We start from the raw sequence: 24583 nt of genomic DNA on the forward strand, positions 1-24583 counted from the left end.
AGCCGGTAAAGTGGTGGGCATGAATTTGAGTGCACGTTTAGGCCGCGCGGCCATTGCCGCTTTCATTTTAGGCTGCACCTCCCTCGGTGCGGGGTCTGCCTTCGCCGCCGAGACCACCACGGTGGCACAGGGCACTGCCACCCTCCAGGACAAGGTCACCGATGAGGCCGGCGTGCTCAGCGCGGAGGAAAAGAGCCAGCTGGAGGAGAAGATTACGCAGCTGCAAAAAGACGAGCACTTGACGCTCTTTGTCTATATCACCGATGAGCTGGGCACGGATCCAGAAACCTTTGCCGGCCAGGCGGTCAAGGACAAGGGTCCGAATTCCGCAGTCTATGCGCTATCCATCAATGACCGAAAGATGGGCGTGCAGACCGGCAAGGACTGGCCGCAGGGCCGGCTGGACCAGATGTATGACGCCGCCTATGACAAACTGGCCAGCGATGAATACGGTGCTTCGGCCGTCGCGCTTGCCGACGCCGCCCTGGGCAACTCCGCTTCAAATAGCTCCGCCTCCGATTCCTCCGGCCTGGCGTGGCTGGGCGGTGGCGCGGCCGCCATCGTCGCCGCCGGTGGCGGAATCATGTACTACTCGCGCCGCAACACCAAGAAAAATAATGCGCAGACGCTGGAGTCTGCCCGCGAGATCGCCCCGGGCGATACCGATCAGCTAAACCGCCTGCCTCTGGAAACCTTGGACCAGCTGGCCCAGGAGGAGTTGGTCTCTACCGATGAGTCCATCCGCCGCGGCAAGGAGGAGCTCAATATCGCGCTCTCCGAGTTCGGCCCCGAGCGCGTGCGCCCCTTTACCAAGGCAATGAACCACTCCACCTCTACCCTGCAAAAGGCCTTCCACCTGCGCCAGCGCCTGGATGATGCCGTGCCGGAGTCCCCGGCCGAGCGCCGCCAAATGCTGGTAGAAATCGTCTCCTCCTGCGGCCAGGCCGATGACGCCCTCGACGCGCAGGCCGAGGAGTTTGCCAAGATGCGCGACTTGCTCATCCACTCCGATGAAAAGCTGGACGAGCTCACCCAGCGCACCGTGGGCCTGCGCGCCCGCCTGCCGGAGGCCGAGTCCACGCTGGCCGGCCTGAAGTCCAACTATGACGAGCACGTGCTCTCCTCCATTGCCGATAACCCCGAGCTTGCCGCCGCTTCGCTCGATGAGGCCGAGAAACTGCTCGACAAGGCCCGAGGGGTCCAGGCCCAGCCGGCCGGCCAGCAGGGTCCGCTGGTGGGACTTATTCGCGATATCGAGCACGCCTGCGAGATGACGGATCGCCTCATTTCCGGCGTGGAAAACGCCGAGGAGAATATCGCCACCGCCCGCGGCAATCTCGAGGCGCTTATTGCCGAGGTCGAGGGCGAGATCAACGAGGCCCGCGAGCTCGAGCGCCAAGGCAAGGCCCAGGGAACCACCGCGGATTGGGACAAACTCGAAGAGCTGCTCGGCCGCGCCGGCAGCGCCGTAGATGAGGCCAAGGCCCACGGCCAACAGGATCCGTTGGGCCAGCACACCGCGCTGACCTCCATCGATACCGAGCTAGATGAGGCGCTCGACCGCGTGCGCGAGAAGACCTCCACGCACGCGCGCCAGCTAGACCTCTTCCGCCAGCAGATTTCCGTGGCGGAATCCAATATCCAGGCCGCAGAAGACCTCATTTCCTCCCGCGGTCGCATCATCGGCTCGGGTGCGCGCACCGCGCTTGCCGACGCCAAACGTCTCCACGCCCAAGCCCTCCACACCGAGCGCAACGATATCCGCGCCGCGCTGCAGTCCTCCCGCGACGCAGTGGCCGCGGCCCAGGCGGCGCTGCAGCGCGCCAAGGATGACGTGGATGAGCACCGCCGCCGCCAGCAGCGCCAGCAGATGGGCAATGCCGCCAATAATATCGTTACCGGCGTGGTCATCGGCCAGATGCTCGGCGGTGGCCGTGGCTTCGGCGGTGGTTTCGGAGGCGGCGGCTTCGGTGGAGGCAGCTTTGGCGGCGGTGGCGGCGGTGGCGGCTTCCGCGGCGGCTCCTTCTAGGCCTCCCAGCCCGCCTCCACGGCCCAGCAGTCCGGCAAGCCGGCAGCCCGGCTCTAGGCTCTCGCGGGTGGCCCGGCTCGCGGCGCTGGGCTAGGTGCGGAGGGGGCGCGGGGTGGCGTCGAGAAGCGCGCAGGCGTAGCTCAAGAAGATGGCGTCGAGCTCCGGCAGCTCGCCCACGCTCACGCGCAGGCCATCGCCGGCAGGTGCGGTGCTGGCAACCTCGGCGCCCGTGCCACGGGCTACGATGCGGCGCTCGCGGCGGAAGGGGTTGCGGCGCTCCAGCAGGTACCCGCGGTCAGCGCAGGTCGCGCGCAGGCGGGTGACGGTAAACCCGGCCTGGGTGACCGAGAAATCCTCGCCCGCGGCGGTCTGCGCGCGCAGGAAGAACCGCGGGGAGGAAGAATCCAGCGAGGATTCTACTGCGAGGCGCTCGCCGGCGGCGGTGGCAAGCACGCCGTCGCGCACGGAGGCAAGCTCGTGCCCCTCGGCGTTGGTGAGCGCGCCCGCGCGCCAGGTCCACTGCGCAGTCATTAGAGGACGAATAGTGCGACGAGGGCGACGATGGATGCTAGGACCAAGGTGATGATCCAGGCCCAGGCTTTGCCTTGGGTGGTGGCATCCAAGATGACGCGGGTAAACCAGCTAAGACCGGCGATTTCCGCGGTGGTCAGGCCCTCGGCATCGTGCTCGAATTCGAGGATGGACTTGCGCACGCCGGAATTGCGGGCGGTGAACTGCCCTACCTTTTCATCATCGACGTCATCGATGATCCAGTCGCCGCTGTTTTCGTTGATGAAGGTGAAGGTACGGCCGTTGAGCGATGCCTCTAGGCGCTTATCGCGGCCGGGGCGGCCGGCGAGGCGGTAAATGGAGCCGTCGGCAAGCGTGGCAGAAGCGCCAAGGTCACTGACCTCGGTGCGCCAGAAGTGGCCGTCCACCTCCGCGGAATGCTCCGAGAATACGCCCAGTTGCTCCGGGCCTTCCTCGGCCAAGAGCACGGGCTTTGCGCGGTCGGAGCGATCCCAGCTGGTGTAATGCATTACTAGCACCCAATCAGGCGAGCGGCGAGGTAAGCCTCGAGGTCATCGAGCTTCACGCGCTCCTGCTCCATGGTGTCGCGCTCGCGCACGGTCACGGCATCGTCCTCGAGGGTGTCGAAGTCGAAGGTGACGCAGAACGGGGTGCCGATCTCATCCTGGCGGCGGTAGCGGCGGCCGATGGCACCGGAGACGTCAAAGTCCACGTTCCAGTGGGCGCGCAGCTTATCGGCCAGCTTGCGGGCTGGCTCGGAAAGCTCTTCCTTCTTGGATAGCGGCAGGACGGCTACCTTGATCGGTGCTAGGCGGCGGTCCAGGCGGAGGACTACGCGCTTATCGGTGCCGCCCTTGGCGTTGGGAGCCTCTTCCTCGTCGTAGGCATCCACTAGGAAGGCCATCATGGAACGGCCCAGGCCGGCGGCCGGCTCGATAACGTACGGGATCCAGCGCTCCTCGTTGGCCTGGTCGTAGTAGGACAGGTCCTCGCCCGAGCCCTTGGCGTGGACGGACAGGTCATAGTCCGTGCGGTTGGCCACGCCTTCCAGCTCGCCCCACTTGGAGCCCTTGAAGCCAAAGGCGTACTCCACGTCCACGGTGCGCTTGGAGTAGTGGGAGAGCTTTTCCTTCGGGTGCTCGTACAGGCGCAGGTTTTCTTCCTTGATGCCCAGGTCCACGTACCAGTTGTAGCGGTCATCAATCCAGTACTGGTGCCACTCTTCGTCCTCGCCCGGCTTGACGAAGAACTCCATTTCCATCTGCTCGAACTCGCGGGTACGGAAGATGAAGTTGCCTGGGGTGATCTCGTTGCGGAAGGACTTGCCGATGTTCGCGATGCCAAACGGCGGCTTCATGCGCGAGGAGGTCATCACGTTCTTGAAGTTAACGAAGATGCCCTGTGCGGTTTCCGGACGCAGGTAGTGCAGGCCTTGCTCATCGTCCACCGGGCCCAGGAAGGTCTTGAGCAGACCGGAGAAGGCCTTCGGTTCGGTCCAGTCACCCGGCTGGCCGGTTTCTGGGTCATTGATATCTGCCAGGCCGTTTTCTGGCTCGTGGCCGTGCTTTTCCTCGTAGGCCTCAATAAGGTCGTCGGCACGGTAGCGCTTGCCGGTGTGGCGGGATTCCACCAGCGGGTCAGAAAAGACCTCGACGTGACCGGAGGATACCCAGACCTGACGCGGCTGGATGACGGAGGTATCTACGCCCACGACGTCTGCGCGGGACTGCACCATGTGGCGCCACCACTGGCGCTTGATGTTTTCCTTGAGCTCTACACCAAGAGGGCCGTAGTCCCACGCGGAGCGGGAACCGCCGTAAATTTCACCTGCCTGGTAGACCAAGCCGCGGCGCTTACACAGGTTTACAACGGTATCGATGACGGATGCCATAAGTTTTCGGACTCCTCTGGTAGGGGACAGTCTTGACAATCTCGTTCAGTCTAACCCGAAGCGCTTCCCGGCGGTGGGATTGGGGCATGAATTTAATCTGAAATAAATACAACGTATTGCAAGTATCGGGTAATATAAGGGTAACCGACAGGTAATAGGTATTTAATTGAAGGTGACATTCCCTATGACGACCACTTACAAGGCCCCAAATACTTCTGCGGCTGCCGGCGTTATCGCTGCCCTTGATTCGCCCCTACGCATCGCAATCATCTCCCGCTTGGCCGAGCGCGATCACTTTGTCCATGAGCTGGTCAAGGCCACCGGCAAGTCCCAGCCCCTTATCAGCCAGCACCTGCGCGTGCTCAAGCAGGCAGGCATCGTGGACTCCGAGCGCAGCGGCCGCGAGGTAACCTACTCGCTCATTGCGCCGCGGGTTTTGGACCTGCTTGCCGACGCCGCCAAGATCGCCTCCTAGCCCCTCCCCTCCTGCATAAAAAGCCGCCTGACTGTGCAGTTATTGAAAAAGCACTGATAATATTGAGGGCATGGCTTTACACGACAGTATTCCCAAGCTAGGCGCGCGCAATACCAAACAGCGCACCGCAGTGGTTGAGGTACTGCGGGAAATGGAGAAATTCGCCTCCGCCAAGGAGATCTACCACGAGCTCCAGGAGCGCGAGGAAAAGGTGGGCCTGACCACCGTGTACCGCACCCTGCAGTCCCTGACCGATATCGATGCAGTGGATGCCCTCCACATGCCCAATGGCGAAACCCTGTACCGCCATTGCGATACCGACGCCCACCACCACCACTTGGTGTGCACCAAGTGCGGCCGCACCGAGGAAATCGACGGCGGCCCCATTGAAAAGTGGGCCACCTCCGTGGCCAAGGAGTACGGCTTCGAGCTCACCGGCCACGATGCCGAGGTCTTTGGCATCTGCAGCGACTGCGCCGCTTCCGCTTAAAGGCGCTCGCGCTTCTCCTTGAAGCCACCCCTCCCCTAACCTCAGACCCCAACCTCCGGAGCCTGAGGTCTTTATTTTGCGGCGCACACGGGACCATATTTCACGCCAAGACTATAGCGCTGAGATTGCAATCAACTGCACGGTTAGGTTATTAACAAAGTGCAAAATAAGGCCTGCACGCAGAGAATTGTGGAAGCGAGTTACTAACGCGCACCCCATCCCCAGGAAAGTCGCATACACAATGACCGGTGGAGCAATATGAGCGGCGCCAAACAACAGCGAACTGAGGATCACACTGGCGAACGCTGGAACACTGCGATCCAAGTACCCCATGAGCAGGCGGCGAAACACAATTTCTTCTATCAGCGGCGCCAAAAATAGGTAGCACGCTAAAGAAATAACCACCATAGCGCCGCGACCGTCAGCTGAAGATGTACTTTCCGAGGGTGCAATACCCAGCAGCGGACCCACTATTGCGGCTGCCGCTCCCGCCATAAAGATGGCGAGTGGAACCTGCCACAATAAGTGCCAACCACGCCGACCCAAAGGAAGAAAACCGAGACCAATTCCCCGACGTTTTAGGTAGAACACCAATGCAGTCGTCGGCACTACCACCGAAAGAGCAAGCACAACGGGCATTATCGTGCCTAGTCCACCCGTGGTTAAACCAGCCTTCATCATGACAAAAACTGTCGCCACTAAGAGGGCATCCATTGCAATGACGGCCACTAGTCCAATAAGCGCATCTTTCAACCTGATGTTATCCACTGCCATGCCCCCTACCCTAAAAGGCTGCCTCTCATCCTAAAGAATGAATTTACCCAGAATGGTAAAGCACCCTTTACAGTAAAGCGTCCTTGACATATAGTGTGTGTCAAGCACGCTTTACAATCATTTGCTTCAGGAGGTTTCTGTGCAGACCACTCGCTTTGGCCGCCCCAAGTTCGGCGGCACGCAAACCAAACTCATTACTTTGTCCGTGGCTGCAGGCGCAGCCATCGCAGCAGCCGCCGGTGCCATCATGGCCGCGTTCATACACGATGATTCGCCGTGGCTAGCTTTTGCCGTGTACTCGCTGTGCCTCCTGCCTGTTGCTACGGCGGCTAGCTGGGGATTCATGGTGGATCGGTCCACCATCCGCGGGGCGACACCCGACCCGGAAAATTCCATCGAATCCCATTGGTATTCGCAGGCTTCCGAAAACACCCTGCACGCCATGCTCTTTGGCATCGGCGGCCTAGGAGTTGTCTCCTCATTTTGGGAGTTCCAGGTTTCCGGCACCATGCTCACCATCATCTTGGGAGTATTTGTCACCGGAACCTTTGGCATTAGCTACTTTGCCCACAAGCGGGCAGCGAGCTAAACCATGGACAACCGGCTAAAAGAGATTCGCGAGAGCCAAGGTCTCTCGCAGCAGGGCTTAGCTACGGAGCTAGGTGTCTCGCGCCAAACAGTCATCAGTATTGAAAAAGGGCGCTACGATCCTTCACTCCCCCTCGCATTTCAGATCGCGCGCCACTTTTCCTGCCACATCGAAGACATTTTCATCCCCGAGGAATAACCACGCTGCGCGCTACTTCTTCACGCCGCCGAAGCGGCGATCGCGCCGTGCATACTCCTCGATGGCAGCGAAGAGATCCTCCGGCGTAAAGTCCGGGAAGAGCTTGTCCTGGTAAATCATCTCCGCATAGGCGGACTGCCACAGCAGGAAGTTGGAGGTGCGCTTCTCCCCGGACGGACGCAGAAAGAGGTCCACATCCGGCATGCCTGGGTCATAGAGGTGCTGCGCGATGGTTTCTTCCTTAATATCGCGCGGGTTGAGCTCGCCGGCGGCCACCTGCTTGGCGATGTCCCTAAAGCCATCTACCAGCTCTGCCCTACCGCCGTAGTTCACACACATGGCCAAGGTCATCTTGGTGTTATCCTTGGTCAGCTCCTGGGCAGCCTCGAGCTCCTTAATCACTGAGCGCCACAGGCGCGGGCGGCGGCCGGCCCACACTACGCGCACGCCACGCTCATTGAGCCACTCGCGCTGGCGGCGCAACACGTCACGGTTAAAGCCCATGAGGAAGCGAACCTCCTCAGGGCTGCGGCGCCAATTCTCCGTGGAGAAGGCATAGGCCGAAAGATAAGGAACGCCGGCGGCAAGGCAGGCATCGACGACGTCGAGAAGCACGGCTTCTCCGCGCCTATGCCCCTCGGTGCGCTTCATGCCTTTTTCCTGGGCCCAGCGGCCGTTTCCGTCCATGACCAGCGCAATATGGCGCGGCATGAACTCATCCGGGATATTTGGCGGGGTCAAAGTGCGGTTCGGGTCTGGCGTAATCACGGGCTATATTCTACTGTTCCATAACCTGCAATGCGGAAACATTGCGCTCCATGTGCCATTGCAGGTGCGCCCGCGCTAGACGATGCCCCTCCTGCTTTTGCGCATTCGTCGGATTGGTCGGGTGGTTATGCGCCAAAAGCCACAGGTGATGCAGGGTTTCCGGGTCTACCTCCGCAGCACCTGGCGGCCGACATTCGTGGCACGCCGCACCGCCTACCGCCGGGTGGAAGGCGTGGTGCGGGCCGGGCCGGTTGCACTGGGCGCAGTTGAAGAGGCTCGGCGCCCAACCGGCATGCGCCATGGCCTGCAGCAAGAAGGCATCCAGCGTCATGGTCGGGTCCGCGGTTTGCAGCTGCTCCAAGGTCGCGGTGACAGATTCGTAGAGGTAGGGATCATGGGCGGCGTCGGCAAATGCAAGGCGCTCGGCCGATTCCAGCACCGCGCACGCGGCCGTGTAGCGCTCATAGTCTTCAATGAGGCGCGCGCCAAAATAGTCGACCGTATCCGCCTGGGAGATGGTGGCCAGGTTCTTGCCCACATACAACTGGACATCGAGGTTGACGAAGAGCTGCAGGCGCGAACCAAAGCGCGACTTGGCGCGGCGCACGCCTTTGGCCACCGCGCGCACGAGGCCATGATCGCGGGTAAGCAGGACTATGACGCGATCGGCCTCACCAAAGTCATAGGTGCGGATGACCACTGCGCGGTCACGATAGTTCTCGCGCATATTGGTTTAGAACCCGAGCCTGCCCAGCGACTTCGGATCCGACTGCCAGTTCTTTAACACCTTGATACGCAGGTCCAGGTACACGTTTTGGCCCAGCAGCTTAATAATCTCCTTGCGGGCGTTGCCCACAATGCGACGGAAGCGCAGGCCATCCTTGCCCTCAATAATGCGCTTTTGGCCGGGACGCTCTAGGTACAAAATGGCATGGATATCCAGCACGCCCTCGCGGGTGCGCGACGGCAGCATCTCATCAACCTGCACCGCCACCGAGTGCGGCAGCTCCGCCTTCAAGCCGGACAGAGCAGCTTCACGAATGAGTTCCTCGATGCGCTTTTCCTGGCCTTCATCGGTGATGTGGTCATCCGGGTAGAACTTCGGGCCTTCCGGCAGGTGATCCACGATGACCTGCACCAGCTCATCCAGTTGCACACCCTCCTTGGAGGAAACCGGGATGACTACCGCATTCGGGTCATCCTGGGAGAGCAGCTCGTGCAGGGCCAGCAGCTGCGCGCCAACCTGATCTTTGCTGGCCTTATCCAGCTTGGTGACGATACCGATGATCGGGGTCTTTGGCGCGATGCTGCGCACGTTTTCCAGGATCCAACGGTCACCCGGGCCAATCTTTTCATCAGCCGGGATGGTCAGGCCGATTACATCCACATCGGCATAGGTGTCTTTGACTACCTCGTTGAGGCGCTCGCCCAGAAGGGTCCGCGGGCGGTGCAGGCCCGGCGTATCCACGACGATGACCTGGGCATCATCGCGGTGTACCAAACCGCGAATGGTGTGGCGGGTGGTCTCCGGCTGGTCCGCGGTGATCGCAATCTTCTGCCCCACCAGGGCATTGGTCAGGGTGGACTTGCCGGTATTCGGACGCCCAACAAAGGATACGAAGCCTGAGCGGAATCCCTCCGGGGTATCGGTGTATTGCGAATAATCAAGCGGGACTGCCGTATTCTCGGCGCCTTCCGGCACGGCATCATCGGGGTCTTCTGGCAGACCCTCGAATGCCGCATCAAACTGTGCATCAAAATCAGAACTCATTACCCGCAATAATAGCCCACAGAGTCAAGATCTCCGATTAGTTCGCGGCCAATTCGCACCGGTGAAGCGGCATAGGACTAATCTATGGAGAAACCTCTTCTCTCCAGCGCATACCGCGCTCACTCTCCGAAAGGCTCCTCATGCCCCGCAAATCCCCTGCCCTACTTTTGGGCGCTGCCCTTACTCTCATCCTTTCCGCATGCTCCTCGCCTAATTCCGAGTCACCCGCCGAGACGAGTACTAGTTCTTCGGCTACCTCTTCTTCATCCGCCACCAGTTCTTCAAGTACGGCCTCTTCTGCCGCTACCATCAGCAGCGAAGAGAGCATGGCGGAAGAACCTGCAAAAAGCGCCGCTCCTGAGCCGGAGACCCAGCCTCAAACCGCGGCTGCCGAGCCGGAGCTGCTGTATTGCGATCCGGGAAATTTGACCATCATCGGTACATTTTCCGACGGCACGCAAAGGCCCACAGAGCTATGCGATACTCCCGCTCATCGCCGATCTGCACGCGCAGAAGGAGTGTGCGGCAGTCTAGACGGACGATATAAGTACCCCGAAGAATGGGCCGAGCTGTGCAATGGAGGCCTTCCGCCTTCAGATTCAGATTCGTTGAATGACTATGGCGACGTAGATGCTGGATACACGCCAGAGTCCGACGCAGTGTTAGATACGCCAGCCGATGCCGATACTGGTGCGGTAGAAGGCTACGAGTATTAGCGGGAAAGACCGCACGCTGGACAACGCCAAAGCCCTGCGCCCGTCGAAACGGGTGCAGGGCTTGCCGCTAAATTAGTGAAGCTTACTTAAACTCATCCGGCAGCGGTCCAAGCTGCGGGCCGTCCGGGTAGTACTTCCAGCCATCCTTGATGCGGACGTCGTCAGCCCACGGCAGCTTATACTTGCCCTTAGCCAAGTCCTCGACCCAGGTGAGATAGTTGTCGGTCTTGCCGCCGGGGTAGCCCACGTATCCGCGGTTGCCCAGGTTGAAGATGTTGTTTTCTAGGCCCCAATTGATACGGGCCTTGTCAGCCAACTCTGGGAAGATTTCGGCGGTGACGATCTCGCCGGGATTGCGGTGGCCCTCAGAAATCATGTGGCCGTCGTAATTGCAGACGTTACCTTCACCGAAGTAGTAGAAGGTGTTGTCGTAGCCAGCCAAGTTTACGGATGCGGTGTACATCAGGTTCTGGAAGGCATTCGTCTTATTGGTCATGATCCACTGATCCTGGGTCTGTGTGGAGTAGCCAGAGATGCGGATATAAACGTTGGCGCCCTTGTATGCAGCCTCGCGTGCGAGCTCAGGGAACATGCCATCGTGGCAAATGTTTACGGCAAGCTTGGAACCCTTCGGGCCGTCGCAAACCGGCATGCCCAGATCGCCTGGGTACCAAGGCTCGATGGGAGTCCATGGCTGCAGCTTGCGGTAGTGCAGTGCGATTTCGCCATCGGAGTTGATGATGATGGCGGTATTAAAGGGCGGCTTTCCTTCCTCATGGTTTGGCTCCATGATGGAAAAGACGCCCCAGACATCATTGTCTTTGCAGGCCTGCTTGAACTGGTCCACCTTTGGGTCATCGAGGCCGATGAGGAATTCATCATAGGACCAAATCTTGGTGTTGAGACCGGAGGAAGAATATTCCGGGAAAACAATAAGGTCGAGGTCTGGGTAGCCGGCCTTGGTGGAACCCACCATGCGGCAGATTTCGTCCACACTAGCCTGGACGTCTTCCGGGGTATTGACCACCGGAACGGGATACTGAATGAGGGCCATCAACAGGCCGTCGGGGGATGCGCTAATGCTGCCGGTGCTGGACATAGTGGACTCCTATCGCAAAGTAGATGATGTGACGGGAGCCATATTACCGACGCACTAGTGGTACGTCACACTATTAGCCCGGAGAAGTAGTCTCGTATAAGAGACTCATCGTAAGCCGCCTTTGATGAAATAAGAGAGCCGAGCTGAGGGGAAGGCTACTCAGCTCGGCCGACACTCGATAGACCTTGGGTGGGCGTAGGTACGGGTTCTTAAGGGGGCGGAAAAGAAAAGTCGAGAGAGATCAGGCTGAATTGAGGGCGAAAAGGCCGATCTGAGGGGTAATTTTCCTCAGATCGGCCCGATCAGAATGGACCTAACTTTAGGAGGCCCAATTTAACGGGATCCCACGCGCGAGAACGGGGGCCGCGCAGGGTTTAGAGCTCCTCGGCGCTGAATTGCATGCGCGGGTGCGCAAAGACGTCCTGGGACTGGATGAGCTGGAGCTCGGAGGTCTCAGCCTCGTAGGTGTTTTCTAGCAGGTCATACACGGAAGAGGCGGTGCGGCGCAGGGACTCCTTGACGTCGCTGGTCTCGGTGTAGTGGCCGGTAAACAGGGCGGCGGTTACGTCGCCGGAGCCGTTGCGCTTGAACGGCAGCAGCGGCGTGGATACGAGGAAGGCGCGGTCGCCGTCGACGGCAAGCATCTCAATCTGGTCGTCGGCAGTCTCGGGGCGCTTAACGGAGGTCACCAGCACGGTCTTTGGGCCGATTTCCTGCGCCTTCTTTACTGCGGCGAGGGTCTGATCAAGTGTGCCGACCTCGGAATCGGTGAGGTAGCCCAGCTCAAACTGGTTGGGGGTGATGATATCGGCGACGGGCACGACGCGGTCGCGCAAAAGCGGCGGGATCTCATCGGAGACGAAGCAGCCGGACTTGGCATTGCCCATTACAGGGTCGCAGGCGTAGAGGGCCTTGGGGTTGGCAGCCTTGATGCGGCGGACGGTTTCCACGATGGCGTCGGCAATGTCGGCGCCGCCCTGGTAGCCCGAAAGGATGGCGTCGATCTGCGGGAAGGCGCCGCGCTTCTCAATGCCGTCGATGATGGAGGTGACGTCGCTGGCTGGAATCATCGGTCCGCCCCAGTCGCCGTAGCCGGTGTGGTTGGAGAAATTCACCGTGTGGACCGGCCATACCTCATGGCCGGCGCGCTGCAGGGGAAAGACGGCCGCGGAGTTGCCAACGTGGCCGTAGGTGACGTGGGACTGGATGGAAAGGATAGTCATAGCTACCCATTGTGCTACGCTGCCCGCGCGCTCACCAAGGAAAAGACAAAAATTATTCCTCCGGGCGATCTTGTGGCTCGCCCACCGCAGGGATTCCGCCACCGGGAACCTGCTTGTCCAGGTTGGCGCGCTCGGCGGCGTCAGGAAAAGCCTTCGGGCCAGAAGGCTTGGGCTGATAGGAAACGCCACGCTCGGCTGCATCGTCGTACCAATCCGCGAGCAGTTCGTTTTGGCGGCCGAACATTTCCTTCTCCTCGGCCGGAGTGGAGTGGTCATAGCCCAGCAGGTGCAGGCAACCATGGACGGTAAGCAGGGCCAGCTCGTGACCTAGGGAGTGGCCGGCGGCCTCCGCCTGGCGCAGGGCGAACTCGGGGCACAGGACGATATCGCCCAGCATGGCCGGGCCTGGGTCGGCGGCATCGGGGCGGCCGCCACCGGCGATGGCGCCAGGGGTGAGCTCATCCATGGGGAAGCTCATGACATCGGTGGGGCCTTCCAGATCCATCCAGCGCACGTGCAGATCCTCGATGGTCTTCAAATCCACACAGGTGATGGTGCACTCGGCATCGGGGTTGATGTCCATCGCACCGAAGGCATAAGAGGCGACGTCAATCAGCATCTCCTCGTTGACGCCTTCGAAGCCGGATTCATTGAGAAACTCGATACTCATTCCATTTCCTCGTATTCTGCGGCTTTCTTATTATCAAAGGTCTCATAGGCATTGACGATGCGCCCGACCAGTTGGTGGCGCACCACGTCTTTAGAGCCCAAGTCCGCAAAGTGGATATCGTCCACGTTGCGCAGGATGCGGCGCACGATGCGCAGGCCAGAGACCTGACCATGCGGAAGGTCTACCTGCGAGATATCGCCGGTGACCACAATTTTGGAGCCAAAGCCCAGGCGGGTGAGGAACATCTTCATCTGCGCGGGCGTGGTGTTTTGGGCCTCGTCAAGGATGACAAAGGCATCATTGAGCGTTCGGCCGCGCATATAGGCCAGCGGGGCGACCTCGATGATGCCGGCTTCCATGAGCTTAGGAATCATTTCTGGGTCGAGCATGTCCCGCAGGGCGTCGTACAGCGGGCGCAGGTACGGGTCAATCTTGTCATTGAGCGTGCCCGGCAAGAAGCCGAGCTTCTCCCCTGCCTCCACGGCCGGGCGGGTGAGGATAATGCGCGAGACCTGCTTGGTCTGCAGGGCCTGCACGGCCTTGGCCACCGCCAGGTAGGTCTTGCCGGAACCGGCCGGTCCAATACCAAAGACCACCGTATTATCGTCGATGGCCTGCACGTATTCAGACTGGCCCACCGTCTTCGGGCGGACGGCCTTGCCGCGGCGCTTAACGATGTCCGCCGCCAGCGCCGCAGAGACCGACTGCGGCGCCTCCACGGCCACCATGTCCATGGTGTGCTTGACCGTATCGGTGGACACGGCGTGGCCGCGGCGGGCAATGGCCTCGAGCTCATCGAGGATCTTGGCGGCACGGGCCACCTCATAGTCGGGACCGGTGACGGTAACGACATTGCCGCGGGCAAAAAGGTCCGCATCCAGGCGGTTATTGAGCACGCGCAGGTTATCGTCCGCACTACCCAGCACGCTGCTGACGTAGGCGGAATCTAGCTCACATTTCTTCGTGATGATAGGCACGTGCTTTAGGCTACCAGCGCCGCCTACCAACGCTCGGTGCGCATGCCGATTGCAGCAAGCGCCACCATTGCCGCACTCGCCGTGCGCAGCACTTCCGGGCCGAGCTTGATGGGTGTGGCACCGGCTTCTTTGAGGCGATCGAGCTCGGCGTCGCCAATGCCGCCCTCGGGGCCGACGAGCAGGACGACGTCCTCTGTGAGCGGCACGTCTTTGATGGAGGCGGTAGCCTCTTCGTGCAATACGAGCACTGTGGGTGCGTTGGAGGAAGCGCCGTCGCGGCGACCGGTGAGCTCTTGAACGAGCTGCGGGGTGGTCAGCGGGCCGCGCACCTGCGGGATGCGGGCGCGGCGGGATTGTTTGGCCGCGGAATCGGCGGCCGCCTGCCATTTGGCCACCGCCTTCGGCGCCTTCTTACCGTCCCATTTAGCCACGCAGCGATCCGCCTGCCAGGCGATGATCTCATCGGCGCCGGCTTGGGTGGCAAGATCCACCGCGAGCTCGGCGCGCTCGGACTTCGGGATAGCCTGCACCACGCTCACCCGCGGGGTGGGCTCGGGCGCGGTGTCAATGGAGTCGACCGTGCCCTCCAGGGAGTCCTTGCCCGAGGTAGCGGTGATGGTGAGGGTAAGGCGGGTACCGGTGCCGTCGATAAGCTCGAGGCGCTCGCCCTCCCCCATGCGCTTGACCGTCACGGCATGGCGGGCCTCCGGGCCGGAGAAGCTGAAAGCCTCGCCGGTGCGCGCGGCGGAAAGATCCGGGTGGATGAAGACGGGCAGCGACATTAGCGGCGGAACTTATCGCGGAGGCGGCTGAAGAAGGATTCCTCTTGGCCGTCGCCGGTGGTGCGCACGCGCGCGCCTTCGTCGCGGGAATTGCGGATCTTCTCCAGGGCCTCGCGGGTCTTGCGGTCCAGGTCCTTCGGCACAACGACGTCCACGTGGGCAAAGAGGTTGCCGTAGCCATCGGTGCGCAGGCGCGGCATGCCGGCGCCGTCGACCTTGATGGACTCGCCCGGCTGGGTGCCCGGCTCGATGTCGATGGTGAGCTCTTCGCCATTGAGCTGGTCGATGGTGAAGTTGGTGCCCAAGGCGGCGTCAATCATCGGCACGCGCACGGTGAGGTTCAGATCATCGGCATTGCGCTGGAAGACGGGGTGCTCCTCCGTGTGGACCTCGACGTAGAGGTCGCCGGCCGGGCCACCGCCGTGGCCGACCTCGCCCTGGGAGGCCATGCGGATGCGCATGCCGTCATTAATGCCGGCCGGGATATTCACGGTGATATCGCGGCGCTTCTTCACGCGGCCGTCGCCGGCGCAGTGGTTGCACGGATCGGTAATGACCTCGCCGAAGCCCTGGCACTTCGGGCACGGGCGGGTGGTCATGACGTTGCCCAGGAAGCTGCGCTGCATCTCCTGGATTTCACCCATGCCATTGCAGTTATCACAGGTAACTGGCTTGGCCTTGGACTCGGAGCCGGTGCCGCCACAGCTATCGCACAGCACCGCGGTATCCACGGTGACCTTCTTCTTCAGGCCGGTGTAGGCCTCTTCCAGGGTGATGCGGGTGCGCAGCAGGGCATCGTTGCCCGGCTGGACGCGGGACTTCGGGCCGCGGGAACCGCCGGCACCGCCGCCGAAGAATTCGGCGAAGATATCGCCGAGGCCGCCGCCACCGAAGCCGCCAAAGCCGCCGGCGCCGGCACCGCCGCCACCCTGCTCCATGGGGTCGCCGCCCATGTCCACGATCTGGCGCTTTTGCGGATCCAGCAGGACCTCCTGGGCCAGCGCGGCATCGCGGAACTTTTCCGCGGCAGCGTCATCATCCGGGTTCAGATCCGGGTGATACTTGCGGGCCATTTTGCGGTAGGCCTTCTTAATCTCCTGGTCAGTTGCGTTTTTATCAACACCGAGGATGCCGTAGTAGTCACGAGCCACTGTAAGAGATATTCCTTCTAATTCGTCTTGTTGGGGTTAACTTGAAAAAATAATGCGCGGCCAGCCAGTTTACTCGCACTGCTCGCCGGCCAAAATTTCGCTCACATACCGTGCAACGGCAGAGACCTTAGAAATTGTTCCCGAGTAATCCATAAAGGTAGGCCCCACCACGCCGAGGCCGCCGAGTGTGGCCACCTCATCGCCGGTGCCCAGGCCATAGCCCGTGGCCACCACGGAGGCTTGGCGCAGCTGGTCTTCCTCGTTTTCCTCACCGATGACCACGGAGACGTTGCCCAGATCGGGCACGCGGGCAAGCAGCTTGAGGACGACGACCTGCTCTTCTAGTGCCTCAATAATCTTGGGCAACCCTTCCGGAAACTCGCGCGCCACGCGCGTCAGGTTAGAAGCACCGGCCATAATCAGCCGGTCGGAGGGCTGTTCCACCAAGGTCTCGATGAGGGTGGTGGCCACCTTGAGGACGTGGTGTCGGATATCCAAGGGGGCGTCGTCGACGAGGTGGGCGAGCTCCACGGAGGCGTCGCTAAGCGTCTTGCCCACTAGCGCGCTATTGACGATGTCGCGCAGGCGGAAGGTCTGGTCCTGGTCGATGATTTCATCGAGCTCCACATTGCGCTGATCCACGCGGCCGTTATCGGTGATAAGCACCAGCAGCAGGCGCACTGGGGAAAGCGCCACGACCTCGCAATGTTTGACGCGGGATACCTTGAGATTAGGCAGCTGGACGACGGCCGCCTGCTTCGTCACCTGCGCCAGTAGCTGCACCGAGCGGCGTAGCACATCCTCCAAGTCGACGCCGCCTTCCAAGAAGTTGAGCATGGCGCGGCGCTCCGGGGCCGAAAGCGGCTTGACCTCGTGGAGGGAGTCCACAAAGTGGCGGTAGCCCTGCTGGGTGGGCACGCGGCCGGAGCTGGCGTGCTGCTGGGAGATAAGGCCCTGGGATTCGAGCACGGCCATGTCATTGCGGATGGTGGCCGAGGAAACTCCCAATTGGTAGCGCTCCAAGAGCGATTTAGAGCCAACGGGCTCTTGGGAGGCAATATAGTCCGCCACGATGGCGCGCAGGACTTCCTTGCGGCGGGCATCGGTTGAGGTAGACACTATGGCGCTCCTATTCGCTTCGGCGAATGATAAATTCTTTAAAGTTCGGGACGGTGTACCTGACTTTACCGTGCTCAGGGGAATAAATGAGACCTTTGTTTATGAGCTTAGCCCGCACCGGACCAAGAGCTTTATTATCCTTCCCTAGACGTTCACCGATTTCTTTCGTTTCCGCTGAACCATCGCCTAAGGCTGCCATGGCACTGAGATAGTCTCTTTCAGCTGGCGTAGCTCGATCCCAGCGAGCTTGGAAGAAGCCTGCGTCTTAGGAACCAGTTCACCAGTCACGGCAAAAGACTAACAAGAAAATAGCGGAATAACAGGTTTCTCATCGACTGAGTCAAAACTAACTGGTTTGGTTTCTACTGGACTAAGTCTAAAGATCTGGGAACGAGGATTAGGTTTCTTCGGCGACGAGGAGATCGGTGATGATGCCATCGGCCAGCAGACGGCCGGGCTTGGTGATGCGTACGCGATCGCCGGCGCGCTCGAGCAGACCGCGGCCAATGAAGCGCTCGAGGGCGGGCGCAGCGTGGGCATCAAGCCAGGCCTCCGGGATGCCCTCGCGCAGGCGCAGGCCGAGCATGATTTTCTCCATGTGGCGGTCGGCGTCGGTAAGCGTTTCGGTTTCTTTGATGGGCAGCTCGTCGCGGCCGAGGGCGTCTATATAGCGCGAGGGGTGCTTGACGTTAAAGAAGCGCTCGTTACCCAAGTGCGAGTGGGCGCCTGGGCCTGCACCCCACCAATTGCCGTCTACCCAGTAGATGCGGTTGTGCTCGCACTCGCCGCCGGGCTTGGACCAGTTGGAGACCTCGTACCACTCGAATCCTTCTGCCTCGAGGGTGGTAGAAATCATCTCATAGCGCCGTGCCAGCACGTCCTCATCGGGGGCGGGCAGGATACCTTTATTGACTTTGCGCGCCATGCGCGTGCCGTCTTCTACGATGAGCGAATAAGCACTGACGTGGTCCACGCCGGTTTCTAGCACTCGGTCGAGCGTCTCGCGCACGTTGTCATCCGTTTCGGTGGGAGTGCCATAGATCATGTCGAGGTTGACATGCTCGAAGCCGGCGGCGCGGGCCTCGCGGGCGGCGGCAAAGGCACGGCCGGGGGTGTGGGCGCGTTCGAGGACTTGGAGAACGCCCGGGGATGCGGACTGCATGCCGAGGCTGATGCGGGTATAGCCGGCGTCGGCAAGCTGGGCAAAATACTCCGGCGAGGTGGACTCCGGGTTGGATTCGGTGGTGACCTCCGCCCCTGGTTTCAGGCCAAAGGTCGAACGGACGGTGTTCAGGATGCGGCTCAGGCCCTGCCCTCCCAGCAGCGAGGGCGTGCCGCCGCCAATGAAGACAGTCTCGGCCGGGCGGCCCACGCGCGCGGCCGCCAACTCCAGCTCGCGGTCCAAGGCATCCAGGTAGGGGCCGGTGAGATCGCGCGGGCTGCCAAGCTCGCCTGGGGTATAGGTATTGAAATCGCAATACCCACAGCGAGTGGCGCAAAAAGGAACGTGGATATACAGCCCGAAGGGTTCAGTCATGGATAAAACCCTAATAGGGCAGGAACAAAATGGCCGAAAACAGGGTTAAGAATGTAGTATGTTTCCATCTTCCCAAGTAGAAAGGCACCCTCAGTGGAACCTCCGAGTCGATGTCCCTACCTCCTTCTAGGCGGTGGGGAGTAAATCATGTTATCGGCTATCTTGATGATCCTGGCCGGCTTTGTAGTCATTGGCCTCATCATCGTCGCGAACGCATACTTCGTGGCCCAAGAGTTTTCCTATATGTCCGTGGACCGCACGCAGCTGCGGACCCAGGCTGCTGAGGGGGATAAGACAGCACAACGCGCGCTGGCTATTACTCAGCAGACCTCCTTTATGCTCTCCGGCGCGCAGCTCGGTATTACGATTACCGGCCTGCTCATCGGCTATGTGGCCGAGCCGCTCGTGGGCCAAGGCCTGGGTATCTTGCTTGGCGGCGTCGGTGTTCCCTCCGCGGTATCAGTCACCGTTGGTACCATCGCGGCACTTTTCATCTCCACGATTGCGACGATGCTGTTTGCGGAGCTCTTCCCCAAGAACTACACCATCGCCGCACCGATGAAGACGGCGCGCTGGCTGGCCGCCTCCACGCAGCTTTACCTGCGGATTTTCGGCTGGCTCATCCACTTCTTCGAGTACTCCTCCAATGCCATCCTCAAGCTCTTTGGCATCGAACCGGTAGAAGACGTCGATTCCTCTGCCACCGCCGATGACCTGGAATCCATCGTGGATTCCTCCCACGAGGCCGGCGATCTGGATGAAAATACCTACATGGTGCTCGACCGCCTGCTGGACTTTCCCGAGCATGATGTCGAGCACGCCATGATCCCGCGCTCCCGTGTGGACGTCATTGACCCGGAAACCACCCTTGGTGAGGTCCGTGAGATGATGTCTACCGACCACACGCGCTACCCCGTCATCGACGATGAGCACAATCCAGTCGGCGTGGTGCATCTTATCGACGTCCTGGGAAGCAACCTGCCCGCCGCCACCAAGGCCACCAGCATCATGCAGGAGGCCGTCGTGGTCCCTGAGCTGATGCCGCTGCCGGATGTGGTGGAAGAGCTGCGCGATAGCGACCAGAAGATGGCGTGCGTTATCGATGAATACGGCGGCTTCGTGGGAATCGTGACCATGGAGGACTTGGCCGAGGAAATCTTGGGCGATGTCACCGATGAGCACGATATCGAAGAAACCGAGGAAATCACCGAGCAGGACGATTCCCACTGGTTGGTCGACGGCGATACGCCGATTGATGAGATCGAGCGCGCCATCGGCCACGACCTGCCTGAGGGCGACTTTGAGACCGTCGCCGGCCTCGTCATTGCGCACTCCGGTGCGCTGCCTGAGGTAGGCGAGGAACACACCATCCAGCTCGAGGCCGAGCCCGAGGACTGGGTGGACCACGATGAGGCCCCCGTTCGCTCCCTCCGCCTGCGTGTGCAAGAGGTGGACCGCCACGTGCCGTCCGTGCTTGCCATCGAGCTGGTGGAGGATTACTCCGACCACTCCGATGATGATGCCGCTAAGAAGGAGGATGCATAATGACCGAATCTTGGTGGTTTAACCTCCTCGTTACCCTGCTTATCATCGCCGCTTCCGGCTTCTTTGTGATTATCGAGTTCTCCTTGATGGGCGCTCGCCGCAACCGTTTGGAAGAGGATGCGGAAAACTCCCGCACCGCGCGTGCTGGTCTGCGCTCGCTCAATGAGCTGACCATCATGCTCGCCGGCGCGCAGCTGGGCATTACCGCCGCCACCTTTGTGCTCGGTGCTGTGACCAAGCCGTGGGTGCACCACCTGCTCATGGCACCGCTGGAGGCCGCGGGCCTGCCGCTGGGCATTGCCGACGTCGTCAGCTTCCTCCTCGCCCTCTTCATCGTCACCTTCCTCCACCTCGTGCTGGGTGAGATGGCACCGAAGTCTTGGGCTATTACTCACCCGGAGACCGCCCTGCAGTTCATCGCGGTCCCCGCACGCGGCTTCGTGTGGATCTTCCGCCCGCTGCTGAAGTGGATCAACGTCATGGCCAACAAAATGGTCTCCATGGCCGGCGAAGAGCCCGTCGACCGCGCCGGCGCAGCCGGCTACGACGCCGAAACCCTGCGCACCTTGGTCGAGCACTCCCGCGAGACCGGCGCTTTGGATGATGAGTCTGCCAACCAGATTTCTGATGTCATCGAGTTGGAAAACTCCACCGTTGGCGCCATGGCTCGCGAGCACGGCTCTGAGGTAGTGCCCCTGCCTTCCGACGCCACCGTGGAGGACCTCCAAGACCTCGTCGTACGCAAGAACATCATGCGCGTGCTGGTCTTCCCTAAGGACTCCCGCGTCCCCCGCGTGGTCCACGTGCGCGATACCTTGCTGGCAGAACCAGAGACCCCGGTTCTCGAGTTCTCCCGCCCCGCCCTGTCCGTGTCTTCTTCCACTACCGTGCAAAAGACTCTGGACCACATGCGCGCTCGCAACGAGCAGCTTGTCATGGTGGGCAAGGCCGATAAGGACAACGCCGTGTGGATTCTTACCTGGGACGACATCATGGGCCAGCTATGGCCGCAGATTACCGAGCAGCTAGATAAGGTCACCCCTCCCCCAGCCGTCTAGTTCCTGTCGCGTCCTCGCCCGCGCCCGCGCCCGTGCCCGCTTCATTGTGGCCGGCGCGGGCTTTGCCGTTTTCGCACCCGCGCGCAAGGGCTATTTCCCGGCCTGTGGATAACTGCGTCCGCGACTTTCCCAGCCGCCACTTCGCTCACTCTGCCTTCACGGCCGCCTCGTTATCCACAGCCCCGGCCGGCATTTCCTCGCGCCGGCCGACGGTGTGCCCTTTTCTAGGAGGCATGACACCACCACTGACCAATATCGACTCCATCCGCACCAACCACCCCACCTTTTGGACCGACCTGAAAAACGGCACCTACCTCAAGCTCGCACCACGCATCGCAGTCCAGCGCGATCACTACCATTGCCTCGACTTCCCCTCCCAGCTGCGCCTGCGCGCCATCGCCGCCGCCCGCAGCGCCTATACCGCGGTACTCATCTCCAAGTCCGCCGCCCGCGTGCACGGACTGTGGGTCATCGCCACGGCCGAGGAAAAGATTGAAATGGCCCTTCCCACCAATACGCTTCCCCACAAGGACCGCCGCAATCCCGAGCGCATCTACCGCAAGGCTTCCCTTCCCGAGCCCGTCCTCGTGGACGGCACCCGCTGCGTTTCCAAGGCCCGCGCGGTTATCGACGTCGCCCGCTACCACGGCTTCACCGACGGCCTCATCGCCGCCGACTCAGCTTTGCGCTCCGGCCTCAGCCGAGAAGACCTCAAGAAAGAGTTTGCCCGCATGGGCCGGGTGCGCAATAGCCGCATCGTCCGCGCCGTAATCCACCACGCCTCTTCCCTTTCCCGCTCTCCCTACGAGTCTTTCGCCCGCGCCCTTATCATTGAGGCCGATTTCCCCTGGCCCATGTTCTTCGAGGCGCCGTTCACCGCGCTGCCCGGCATCACAACCGCCCTAGGCATCAACAGCGCCTACCTCATCGACATCATCCCCGCGAAGGCACTTCCCCAGCAGCGTGAGCGCCACCGACGTCTGCGCGAGGCCGGCTTCACCGTCCTCTGCTACACCCCGCGGCAGCTCATCGACCACCCCACTCGCTTCCTGACCGACCTCATTTCCACCATCTCCGCCAGACAAAAGACCGCCCGTTCTGCCTAAGTCCCCGCTTCCTGCCTCCCGCCTTCCCCTGCCCCGCCGCCCTTCGCGCTCACCAGCGGTGCTTTCGCCGCGGAGTCGGCTGCGCCGGTGAGCGCGAAGGGCGGGTAATGGCGAATGCCTTGCAAGAGAACCCACCGAGACTTCGCCCGCAATAAGAAAAAGCCTCCGCGAGCGCATGCTCGCGGAGGCTCTACTACTTCCAGCTAATGCCTCAACAGGAAGGTCTTACTGGTTGATGCGCCATGGGACGCTGTTCTTCGGCAGCATGCCGTGGGTGTAGAGGTAGTCAATGGTGGACAGGATGCCCAGCACCGTGCCGCCGCCTACGAGCGCAGCCAGGAAGGAGAACCCTGCGACGGAAGACATGTCTGCGTCCTTGCCGTCCTTACCGTTGATGCCATCGCGGCCGTCACGTCCGTCGCGACCGTCTCGGCCATCACGTCCGTCTCGGCCATCTTCGCCGTCGCGGCCGTCCTTACCGTCTTGGCCATCTTCGCCGTCGCGACCGTCTCGGCCATCACGTCCGTCTCGGCCATCTTCGCCGTCGCGGCCGTCCTTACCGTCTTGGCCATCTTCGCCGTCGCGACCATCGCGTCCATCGCGGCCGTTCTCGCCATCCTTACCGTCACGACCGTCACGGCCATCGCGACCGTCGCGGCCATCCTGGCCATCCTTACCGTCTACGCCATCCTGGCCGTCCTTACCGTCCTGGCCGTCTTTGCCCGGAACAACCGCAGCTTCGGTAGTGGAAGGTTCGGTGGATTCCTCAGAGGTCGGCTCTTCAGCGGAAGTTTCTTCTGCGGAGGTCGGCTCTTCGGTGGCCGTTTCTTCAGCGGAGGTCGGCTCTTCAGCGGAAGTTTCTTCTGCGGAGGTCGGCTCTTCGGTGGCCGTTTCTTCAGCGGAGGTCTCCTCGGCGGAGGTCTCTTCTGCGGACTCGGACGGGGTGGTCTCCTCAGAGGTAGCATCCTCAGAAGCCGGAGCCTCGGAAGTGGTCTCCTCAGAAGAAGGCTCCTCGGAAGGGCTCTCCTCGGCAGGCTGGTCCTTGGTCTTCTTGCCGTTGAGCATATCGGAGCACAGCTGGCCGGCTGGGGCGTTGACGGCCGCGAGATCGGAAGCTGCGGTGGAGATGTTATTCAGGGAGTCTTCGATGCTCTTCTGCTGGTCCTTGCTCAGCTTCAGGTCGCCGGCGACGCTCGCACCTGGAACCAGGCCGGCGATGGTAACGGCTGCATTAAAGAGCTTCAAGATAACCTTGGTGCCCTTGCCAAAGGCGCCGTCGGCGAACTTAAGCAGGCCGGAGACGGTCTTCTTAGCACCATCCGGGTTGTTCATATCAACGTCGGCATCGGCGTTATCGATACGGCCGATGGCCATACCCTGGGCGCGGGAGAGATCCCAGGTAACGGTCTTGTCCTTCTCGCCTTCCTTGACCAGCTTGGCAATGCCGTCCCAGGTCTTACCGGAAATCTTATCGATGAAATCAGCCGGAACGAGGTCGCCGACAACCGGGATGATCTCCCAGACGGTCTTGAGGATCTTTTCGCCGCCATCGTAGAAGGCCTTAGCCAGCGCAAGCTTGAGGTCGAGCATGTTGCCTTCCTTGTCAGGGGCATCAGTTACCTCACAGACAAGCTTGTCCTTCTTCTCATCCTTGACCACCTTGACATTGACGTCGCCGTTGGAGGCCTCGGTCTGTGCAAGTTCCTCGAGGGTGGTCGGCTTTGCAGACTCCTCAGAAGCCGGAGCTTCGACGGTCTCCTCCGCGCCGTCTACGGCGTACGGGGTGATGGACTCGGCGGCGTCTTCTTCCGCATCGAGTTCTTCCATCGCCTTATCGCCGGCGTTGTTTTCCTCCAGCAGGTTGCCGTCTTCATCGAATTCGATGCCGTTGAGGCTAACGGTATCGTCGGTGGTCTTTTCCTCGACGAAGGTGGTGTCGTCGGCGGCGACGGCGCTGGGTACGACGGTAATGGAAGAGAAGGTGGCTACAGCCACTGCGCTGGCAATGAGGCGAGAAGTTCGGCGTGCGCCCATGGATTAACTCCCTGTAGATGTGGTTAAAAATGACATTGCGCGCGCCGCGT

Annotated in this window: 25 protein-coding genes; 9 read left to right on the plus strand and 16 right to left on the minus strand. The window is 61.2% G+C overall.

Going from position 1 to position 24583, the window contains the following annotated elements; genetic code table 11:
- Nucleotides 1–19: 19 nt before the first annotated feature.
- On the plus strand, nucleotides 20–2029 hold the full coding sequence (locus MHY22_RS06885; protein ID WP_239278671.1) for a YgcG family protein: 2010 nt from the start codon (nucleotides 20–22) through the stop codon (nucleotides 2027–2029).
- A 90-nt stretch (nucleotides 2030–2119) separates the two neighbouring features.
- Here the strand turns inward: MHY22_RS06885 and MHY22_RS06890 are convergent, their stop codons facing one another.
- Genes MHY22_RS06890 through MHY22_RS06900 form a run of 3 tightly spaced genes read right to left on the minus strand, consistent with a single transcriptional unit; the run spans nucleotide 2120 to nucleotide 4451 of the window.
- Nucleotides 2120–2560 carry a hypothetical protein gene (locus tag MHY22_RS06890; RefSeq protein WP_239278672.1) on the minus strand — a complete coding sequence of 147 codons (441 nt, stop codon included), beginning with the start codon at nucleotides 2558–2560 and terminating at the stop codon, nucleotides 2120–2122.
- Nucleotides 2560–3069, minus strand: coding sequence for a hypothetical protein (locus tag MHY22_RS06895; protein WP_239278673.1), 510 nt, complete (start codon nucleotides 3067–3069; stop codon nucleotides 2560–2562). Before MHY22_RS06895 ends, MHY22_RS06890 begins: the two co-directional genes overlap by 1 nt.
- Nucleotides 3070–3071: 2 nt before the next feature.
- Nucleotides 3072–4451 (minus strand): glycine--tRNA ligase, encoded by a 1380-nt coding sequence (locus tag MHY22_RS06900; RefSeq protein ID WP_239278674.1) that lies wholly within the window; start codon nucleotides 4449–4451, stop codon nucleotides 3072–3074.
- Between the two features lie 184 nt (nucleotides 4452–4635).
- Between MHY22_RS06900 and MHY22_RS06905 the strand changes: the two genes are divergently transcribed.
- On the plus strand, nucleotides 4636–4926 hold the full coding sequence (locus tag MHY22_RS06905; RefSeq protein WP_005324221.1) for a helix-turn-helix transcriptional regulator: 291 nt from the start codon (nucleotides 4636–4638) through the stop codon (nucleotides 4924–4926).
- Nucleotides 4927–4996: 70 nt separating this feature from the next.
- The gene (locus MHY22_RS06910; protein ID WP_005326453.1) at nucleotides 4997–5416 is read left to right on the plus strand and encodes a Fur family transcriptional regulator; all 420 of its coding nucleotides are present in this window, start codon (nucleotides 4997–4999) and stop codon (nucleotides 5414–5416) included.
- 111 nt (nucleotides 5417–5527) lie between these two features.
- On the opposite strand, the gene MHY22_RS06915 is transcribed toward MHY22_RS06910, so the two are convergent.
- The gene (locus MHY22_RS06915) at nucleotides 5528–6190 is read right to left on the minus strand and encodes a CPBP family intramembrane glutamic endopeptidase (protein WP_239278675.1); all 663 of its coding nucleotides are present in this window, start codon (nucleotides 6188–6190) and stop codon (nucleotides 5528–5530) included.
- A 139-nt stretch (nucleotides 6191–6329) separates the two neighbouring features.
- Between MHY22_RS06915 and MHY22_RS06920 the strand changes: the two genes are divergently transcribed.
- Nucleotides 6330–6779, plus strand: coding sequence for a hypothetical protein (locus tag MHY22_RS06920; protein ID WP_239278676.1), 450 nt, complete (start codon nucleotides 6330–6332; stop codon nucleotides 6777–6779).
- Nucleotides 6780–6782: 3 nt separating this feature from the next.
- Nucleotides 6783–6977 carry a helix-turn-helix transcriptional regulator gene (locus tag MHY22_RS06925; protein WP_239278677.1) on the plus strand — a complete coding sequence of 65 codons (195 nt, stop codon included), beginning with the start codon at nucleotides 6783–6785 and terminating at the stop codon, nucleotides 6975–6977.
- A 12-nt stretch (nucleotides 6978–6989) separates the two neighbouring features.
- Here MHY22_RS06925 and MHY22_RS06930 read toward each other — a convergent pair whose 3' ends face one another.
- The 3 genes from MHY22_RS06930 to era are packed head-to-tail and all read right to left on the minus strand — an operon-like array spanning nucleotide 6990 to nucleotide 9516.
- A complete protein-coding gene (locus MHY22_RS06930) occupies nucleotides 6990–7745 on the minus strand; it encodes an isoprenyl transferase (RefSeq protein ID WP_200288787.1) in 756 nt (251 codons plus the stop codon).
- A gap of 10 nt (nucleotides 7746–7755) precedes the next feature.
- Entirely contained in the window at nucleotides 7756–8472 is a 717-nt protein-coding gene (gene recO, locus MHY22_RS06935) for a DNA repair protein RecO (protein ID WP_179386829.1), read from the minus strand.
- 6 nt (nucleotides 8473–8478) lie between these two features.
- Nucleotides 8479–9516 carry a GTPase Era gene (gene era / locus MHY22_RS06940; protein WP_239278678.1) on the minus strand — a complete coding sequence of 346 codons (1038 nt, stop codon included), beginning with the start codon at nucleotides 9514–9516 and terminating at the stop codon, nucleotides 8479–8481.
- A gap of 140 nt (nucleotides 9517–9656) precedes the next feature.
- Between era and MHY22_RS06945 the strand changes: the two genes are divergently transcribed.
- Entirely contained in the window at nucleotides 9657–10232 is a 576-nt protein-coding gene (locus tag MHY22_RS06945) for a hypothetical protein (RefSeq protein WP_023021002.1), read from the plus strand.
- A gap of 82 nt (nucleotides 10233–10314) precedes the next feature.
- Here the strand turns inward: MHY22_RS06945 and MHY22_RS06950 are convergent, their stop codons facing one another.
- The 8 genes from MHY22_RS06950 to hemW form a co-directional block, all read right to left on the minus strand.
- Complete coding sequence (locus MHY22_RS06950) at nucleotides 10315–11331, minus strand: formamidase (RefSeq protein WP_005324207.1); 1017 nt, start codon at nucleotides 11329–11331, stop codon at nucleotides 10315–10317.
- A gap of 374 nt (nucleotides 11332–11705) precedes the next feature.
- A complete protein-coding gene (pdxY, locus tag MHY22_RS06955) occupies nucleotides 11706–12554 on the minus strand; it encodes a pyridoxal kinase PdxY (RefSeq protein WP_005324206.1) in 849 nt (282 codons plus the stop codon).
- Between the two features lie 52 nt (nucleotides 12555–12606).
- The gene (gene ybeY / locus MHY22_RS06960; protein ID WP_005326445.1) at nucleotides 12607–13224 is read right to left on the minus strand and encodes an rRNA maturation RNase YbeY; all 618 of its coding nucleotides are present in this window, start codon (nucleotides 13222–13224) and stop codon (nucleotides 12607–12609) included.
- Nucleotides 13221–14201, minus strand: coding sequence for a PhoH family protein (locus tag MHY22_RS06965; protein ID WP_040425220.1), 981 nt, complete (start codon nucleotides 14199–14201; stop codon nucleotides 13221–13223). The genes ybeY and MHY22_RS06965 overlap by 4 nt, the downstream gene beginning before the upstream one ends.
- Before the next feature lie 23 nt (nucleotides 14202–14224).
- The gene (locus MHY22_RS06970; RefSeq protein ID WP_023021001.1) at nucleotides 14225–14983 is read right to left on the minus strand and encodes a 16S rRNA (uracil(1498)-N(3))-methyltransferase; all 759 of its coding nucleotides are present in this window, start codon (nucleotides 14981–14983) and stop codon (nucleotides 14225–14227) included.
- Nucleotides 14983–16134, minus strand: a complete 1152-nt coding sequence (gene dnaJ, locus MHY22_RS06975; protein WP_239278679.1) for a molecular chaperone DnaJ — start codon at nucleotides 16132–16134, stop codon at nucleotides 14983–14985. Before dnaJ ends, MHY22_RS06970 begins: the two co-directional genes overlap by 1 nt.
- A 69-nt stretch (nucleotides 16135–16203) precedes the next feature.
- The gene (gene hrcA / locus MHY22_RS06980; RefSeq protein ID WP_023020999.1) at nucleotides 16204–17253 is read right to left on the minus strand and encodes a heat-inducible transcriptional repressor HrcA; all 1050 of its coding nucleotides are present in this window, start codon (nucleotides 17251–17253) and stop codon (nucleotides 16204–16206) included.
- Between the two features lie 397 nt (nucleotides 17254–17650).
- A complete protein-coding gene (gene hemW, locus MHY22_RS06985) occupies nucleotides 17651–18790 on the minus strand; it encodes a radical SAM family heme chaperone HemW (protein ID WP_239278680.1) in 1140 nt (379 codons plus the stop codon).
- Between the two features lie 147 nt (nucleotides 18791–18937).
- Here hemW and MHY22_RS06990 point away from each other — a divergent pair, with 147 nt between their 5' ends.
- The 3 genes from MHY22_RS06990 to MHY22_RS07000 all read left to right on the plus strand — a co-directional run bounded on the left by MHY22_RS06990 (nucleotide 18938) and on the right by MHY22_RS07000 (nucleotide 22499).
- Complete coding sequence (locus MHY22_RS06990; RefSeq protein WP_239278681.1) at nucleotides 18938–20335, plus strand: hemolysin family protein; 1398 nt, start codon at nucleotides 18938–18940, stop codon at nucleotides 20333–20335.
- Complete coding sequence (locus tag MHY22_RS06995; protein ID WP_239278682.1) at nucleotides 20335–21393, plus strand: CNNM domain-containing protein; 1059 nt, start codon at nucleotides 20335–20337, stop codon at nucleotides 21391–21393. Before MHY22_RS06990 ends, MHY22_RS06995 begins: the two co-directional genes overlap by 1 nt.
- 233 nt (nucleotides 21394–21626) lie before the next feature.
- Entirely contained in the window at nucleotides 21627–22499 is an 873-nt protein-coding gene (locus MHY22_RS07000) for a hypothetical protein (protein ID WP_239278683.1), read from the plus strand.
- 225 nt (nucleotides 22500–22724) lie between these two features.
- Here MHY22_RS07000 and MHY22_RS07005 read toward each other — a convergent pair whose 3' ends face one another.
- Nucleotides 22725–24533, minus strand: coding sequence for a hypothetical protein (locus MHY22_RS07005; RefSeq protein ID WP_239278684.1), 1809 nt, complete (start codon nucleotides 24531–24533; stop codon nucleotides 22725–22727).
- Nucleotides 24534–24583 lie beyond the last annotated feature (50 nt).

The organism is Corynebacterium sp. ACRPO (genome assembly GCF_022347205.1).
Classification (GTDB): Bacteria; Actinomycetota; Actinomycetes; order Mycobacteriales; family Mycobacteriaceae; genus Corynebacterium.

Excerpts from the sequence above, each read along its gene's own strand:
- MHY22_RS06905 (WP_005324221.1), top strand. The coding sequence starts at position 4,636 with ATGACGACCACTTACAAGGCCCCAAATACTTCTGCGGCTGCCGGCGTT.
- MHY22_RS06900 (WP_239278674.1), bottom strand. The coding sequence starts at position 4,451 with ATGGCATCCGTCATCGATACCGTTGTAAACCTGTGTAAGCGCCGCGGC.
- MHY22_RS06895 (WP_239278673.1), bottom strand. The coding sequence starts at position 3,069 with ATGCATTACACCAGCTGGGATCGCTCCGACCGCGCAAAGCCCGTGCTC.
- MHY22_RS06910 (WP_005326453.1), top strand. The coding sequence starts at position 4,997 with ATGGCTTTACACGACAGTATTCCCAAGCTAGGCGCGCGCAATACCAAA.
- MHY22_RS06890 (WP_239278672.1), bottom strand. The coding sequence starts at position 2,560 with ATGACTGCGCAGTGGACCTGGCGCGCGGGCGCGCTCACCAACGCCGAG.
- pdxY (WP_005324206.1), bottom strand. The coding sequence starts at position 12,554 with ATGACTATCCTTTCCATCCAGTCCCACGTCACCTACGGCCACGTTGGC.
- MHY22_RS06950 (WP_005324207.1), bottom strand. The coding sequence starts at position 11,331 with ATGTCCAGCACCGGCAGCATTAGCGCATCCCCCGACGGCCTGTTGATG.
- MHY22_RS07000 (WP_239278683.1), top strand. The coding sequence starts at position 21,627 with ATGACACCACCACTGACCAATATCGACTCCATCCGCACCAACCACCCC.
- ybeY (WP_005326445.1), bottom strand. The coding sequence starts at position 13,224 with ATGAGTATCGAGTTTCTCAATGAATCCGGCTTCGAAGGCGTCAACGAG.
- MHY22_RS07005 (WP_239278684.1), bottom strand. The coding sequence starts at position 24,533 with ATGGGCGCACGCCGAACTTCTCGCCTCATTGCCAGCGCAGTGGCTGTA.
- MHY22_RS06925 (WP_239278677.1), top strand. The coding sequence starts at position 6,783 with ATGGACAACCGGCTAAAAGAGATTCGCGAGAGCCAAGGTCTCTCGCAG.
- MHY22_RS06990 (WP_239278681.1), top strand. The coding sequence starts at position 18,938 with ATGTTATCGGCTATCTTGATGATCCTGGCCGGCTTTGTAGTCATTGGC.
- MHY22_RS06945 (WP_023021002.1), top strand. The coding sequence starts at position 9,657 with ATGCCCCGCAAATCCCCTGCCCTACTTTTGGGCGCTGCCCTTACTCTC.
- MHY22_RS06995 (WP_239278682.1), top strand. The coding sequence starts at position 20,335 with ATGACCGAATCTTGGTGGTTTAACCTCCTCGTTACCCTGCTTATCATC.
- MHY22_RS06885 (WP_239278671.1), top strand. The coding sequence starts at position 20 with ATGAATTTGAGTGCACGTTTAGGCCGCGCGGCCATTGCCGCTTTCATT.
- recO (WP_179386829.1), bottom strand. The coding sequence starts at position 8,472 with ATGCGCGAGAACTATCGTGACCGCGCAGTGGTCATCCGCACCTATGAC.
- hemW (WP_239278680.1), bottom strand. The coding sequence starts at position 18,790 with ATGACTGAACCCTTCGGGCTGTATATCCACGTTCCTTTTTGCGCCACT.
- MHY22_RS06970 (WP_023021001.1), bottom strand. The coding sequence starts at position 14,983 with ATGTCGCTGCCCGTCTTCATCCACCCGGATCTTTCCGCCGCGCGCACC.
- era (WP_239278678.1), bottom strand. The coding sequence starts at position 9,516 with ATGAGTTCTGATTTTGATGCACAGTTTGATGCGGCATTCGAGGGTCTG.
- MHY22_RS06915 (WP_239278675.1), bottom strand. The coding sequence starts at position 6,190 with ATGGCAGTGGATAACATCAGGTTGAAAGATGCGCTTATTGGACTAGTG.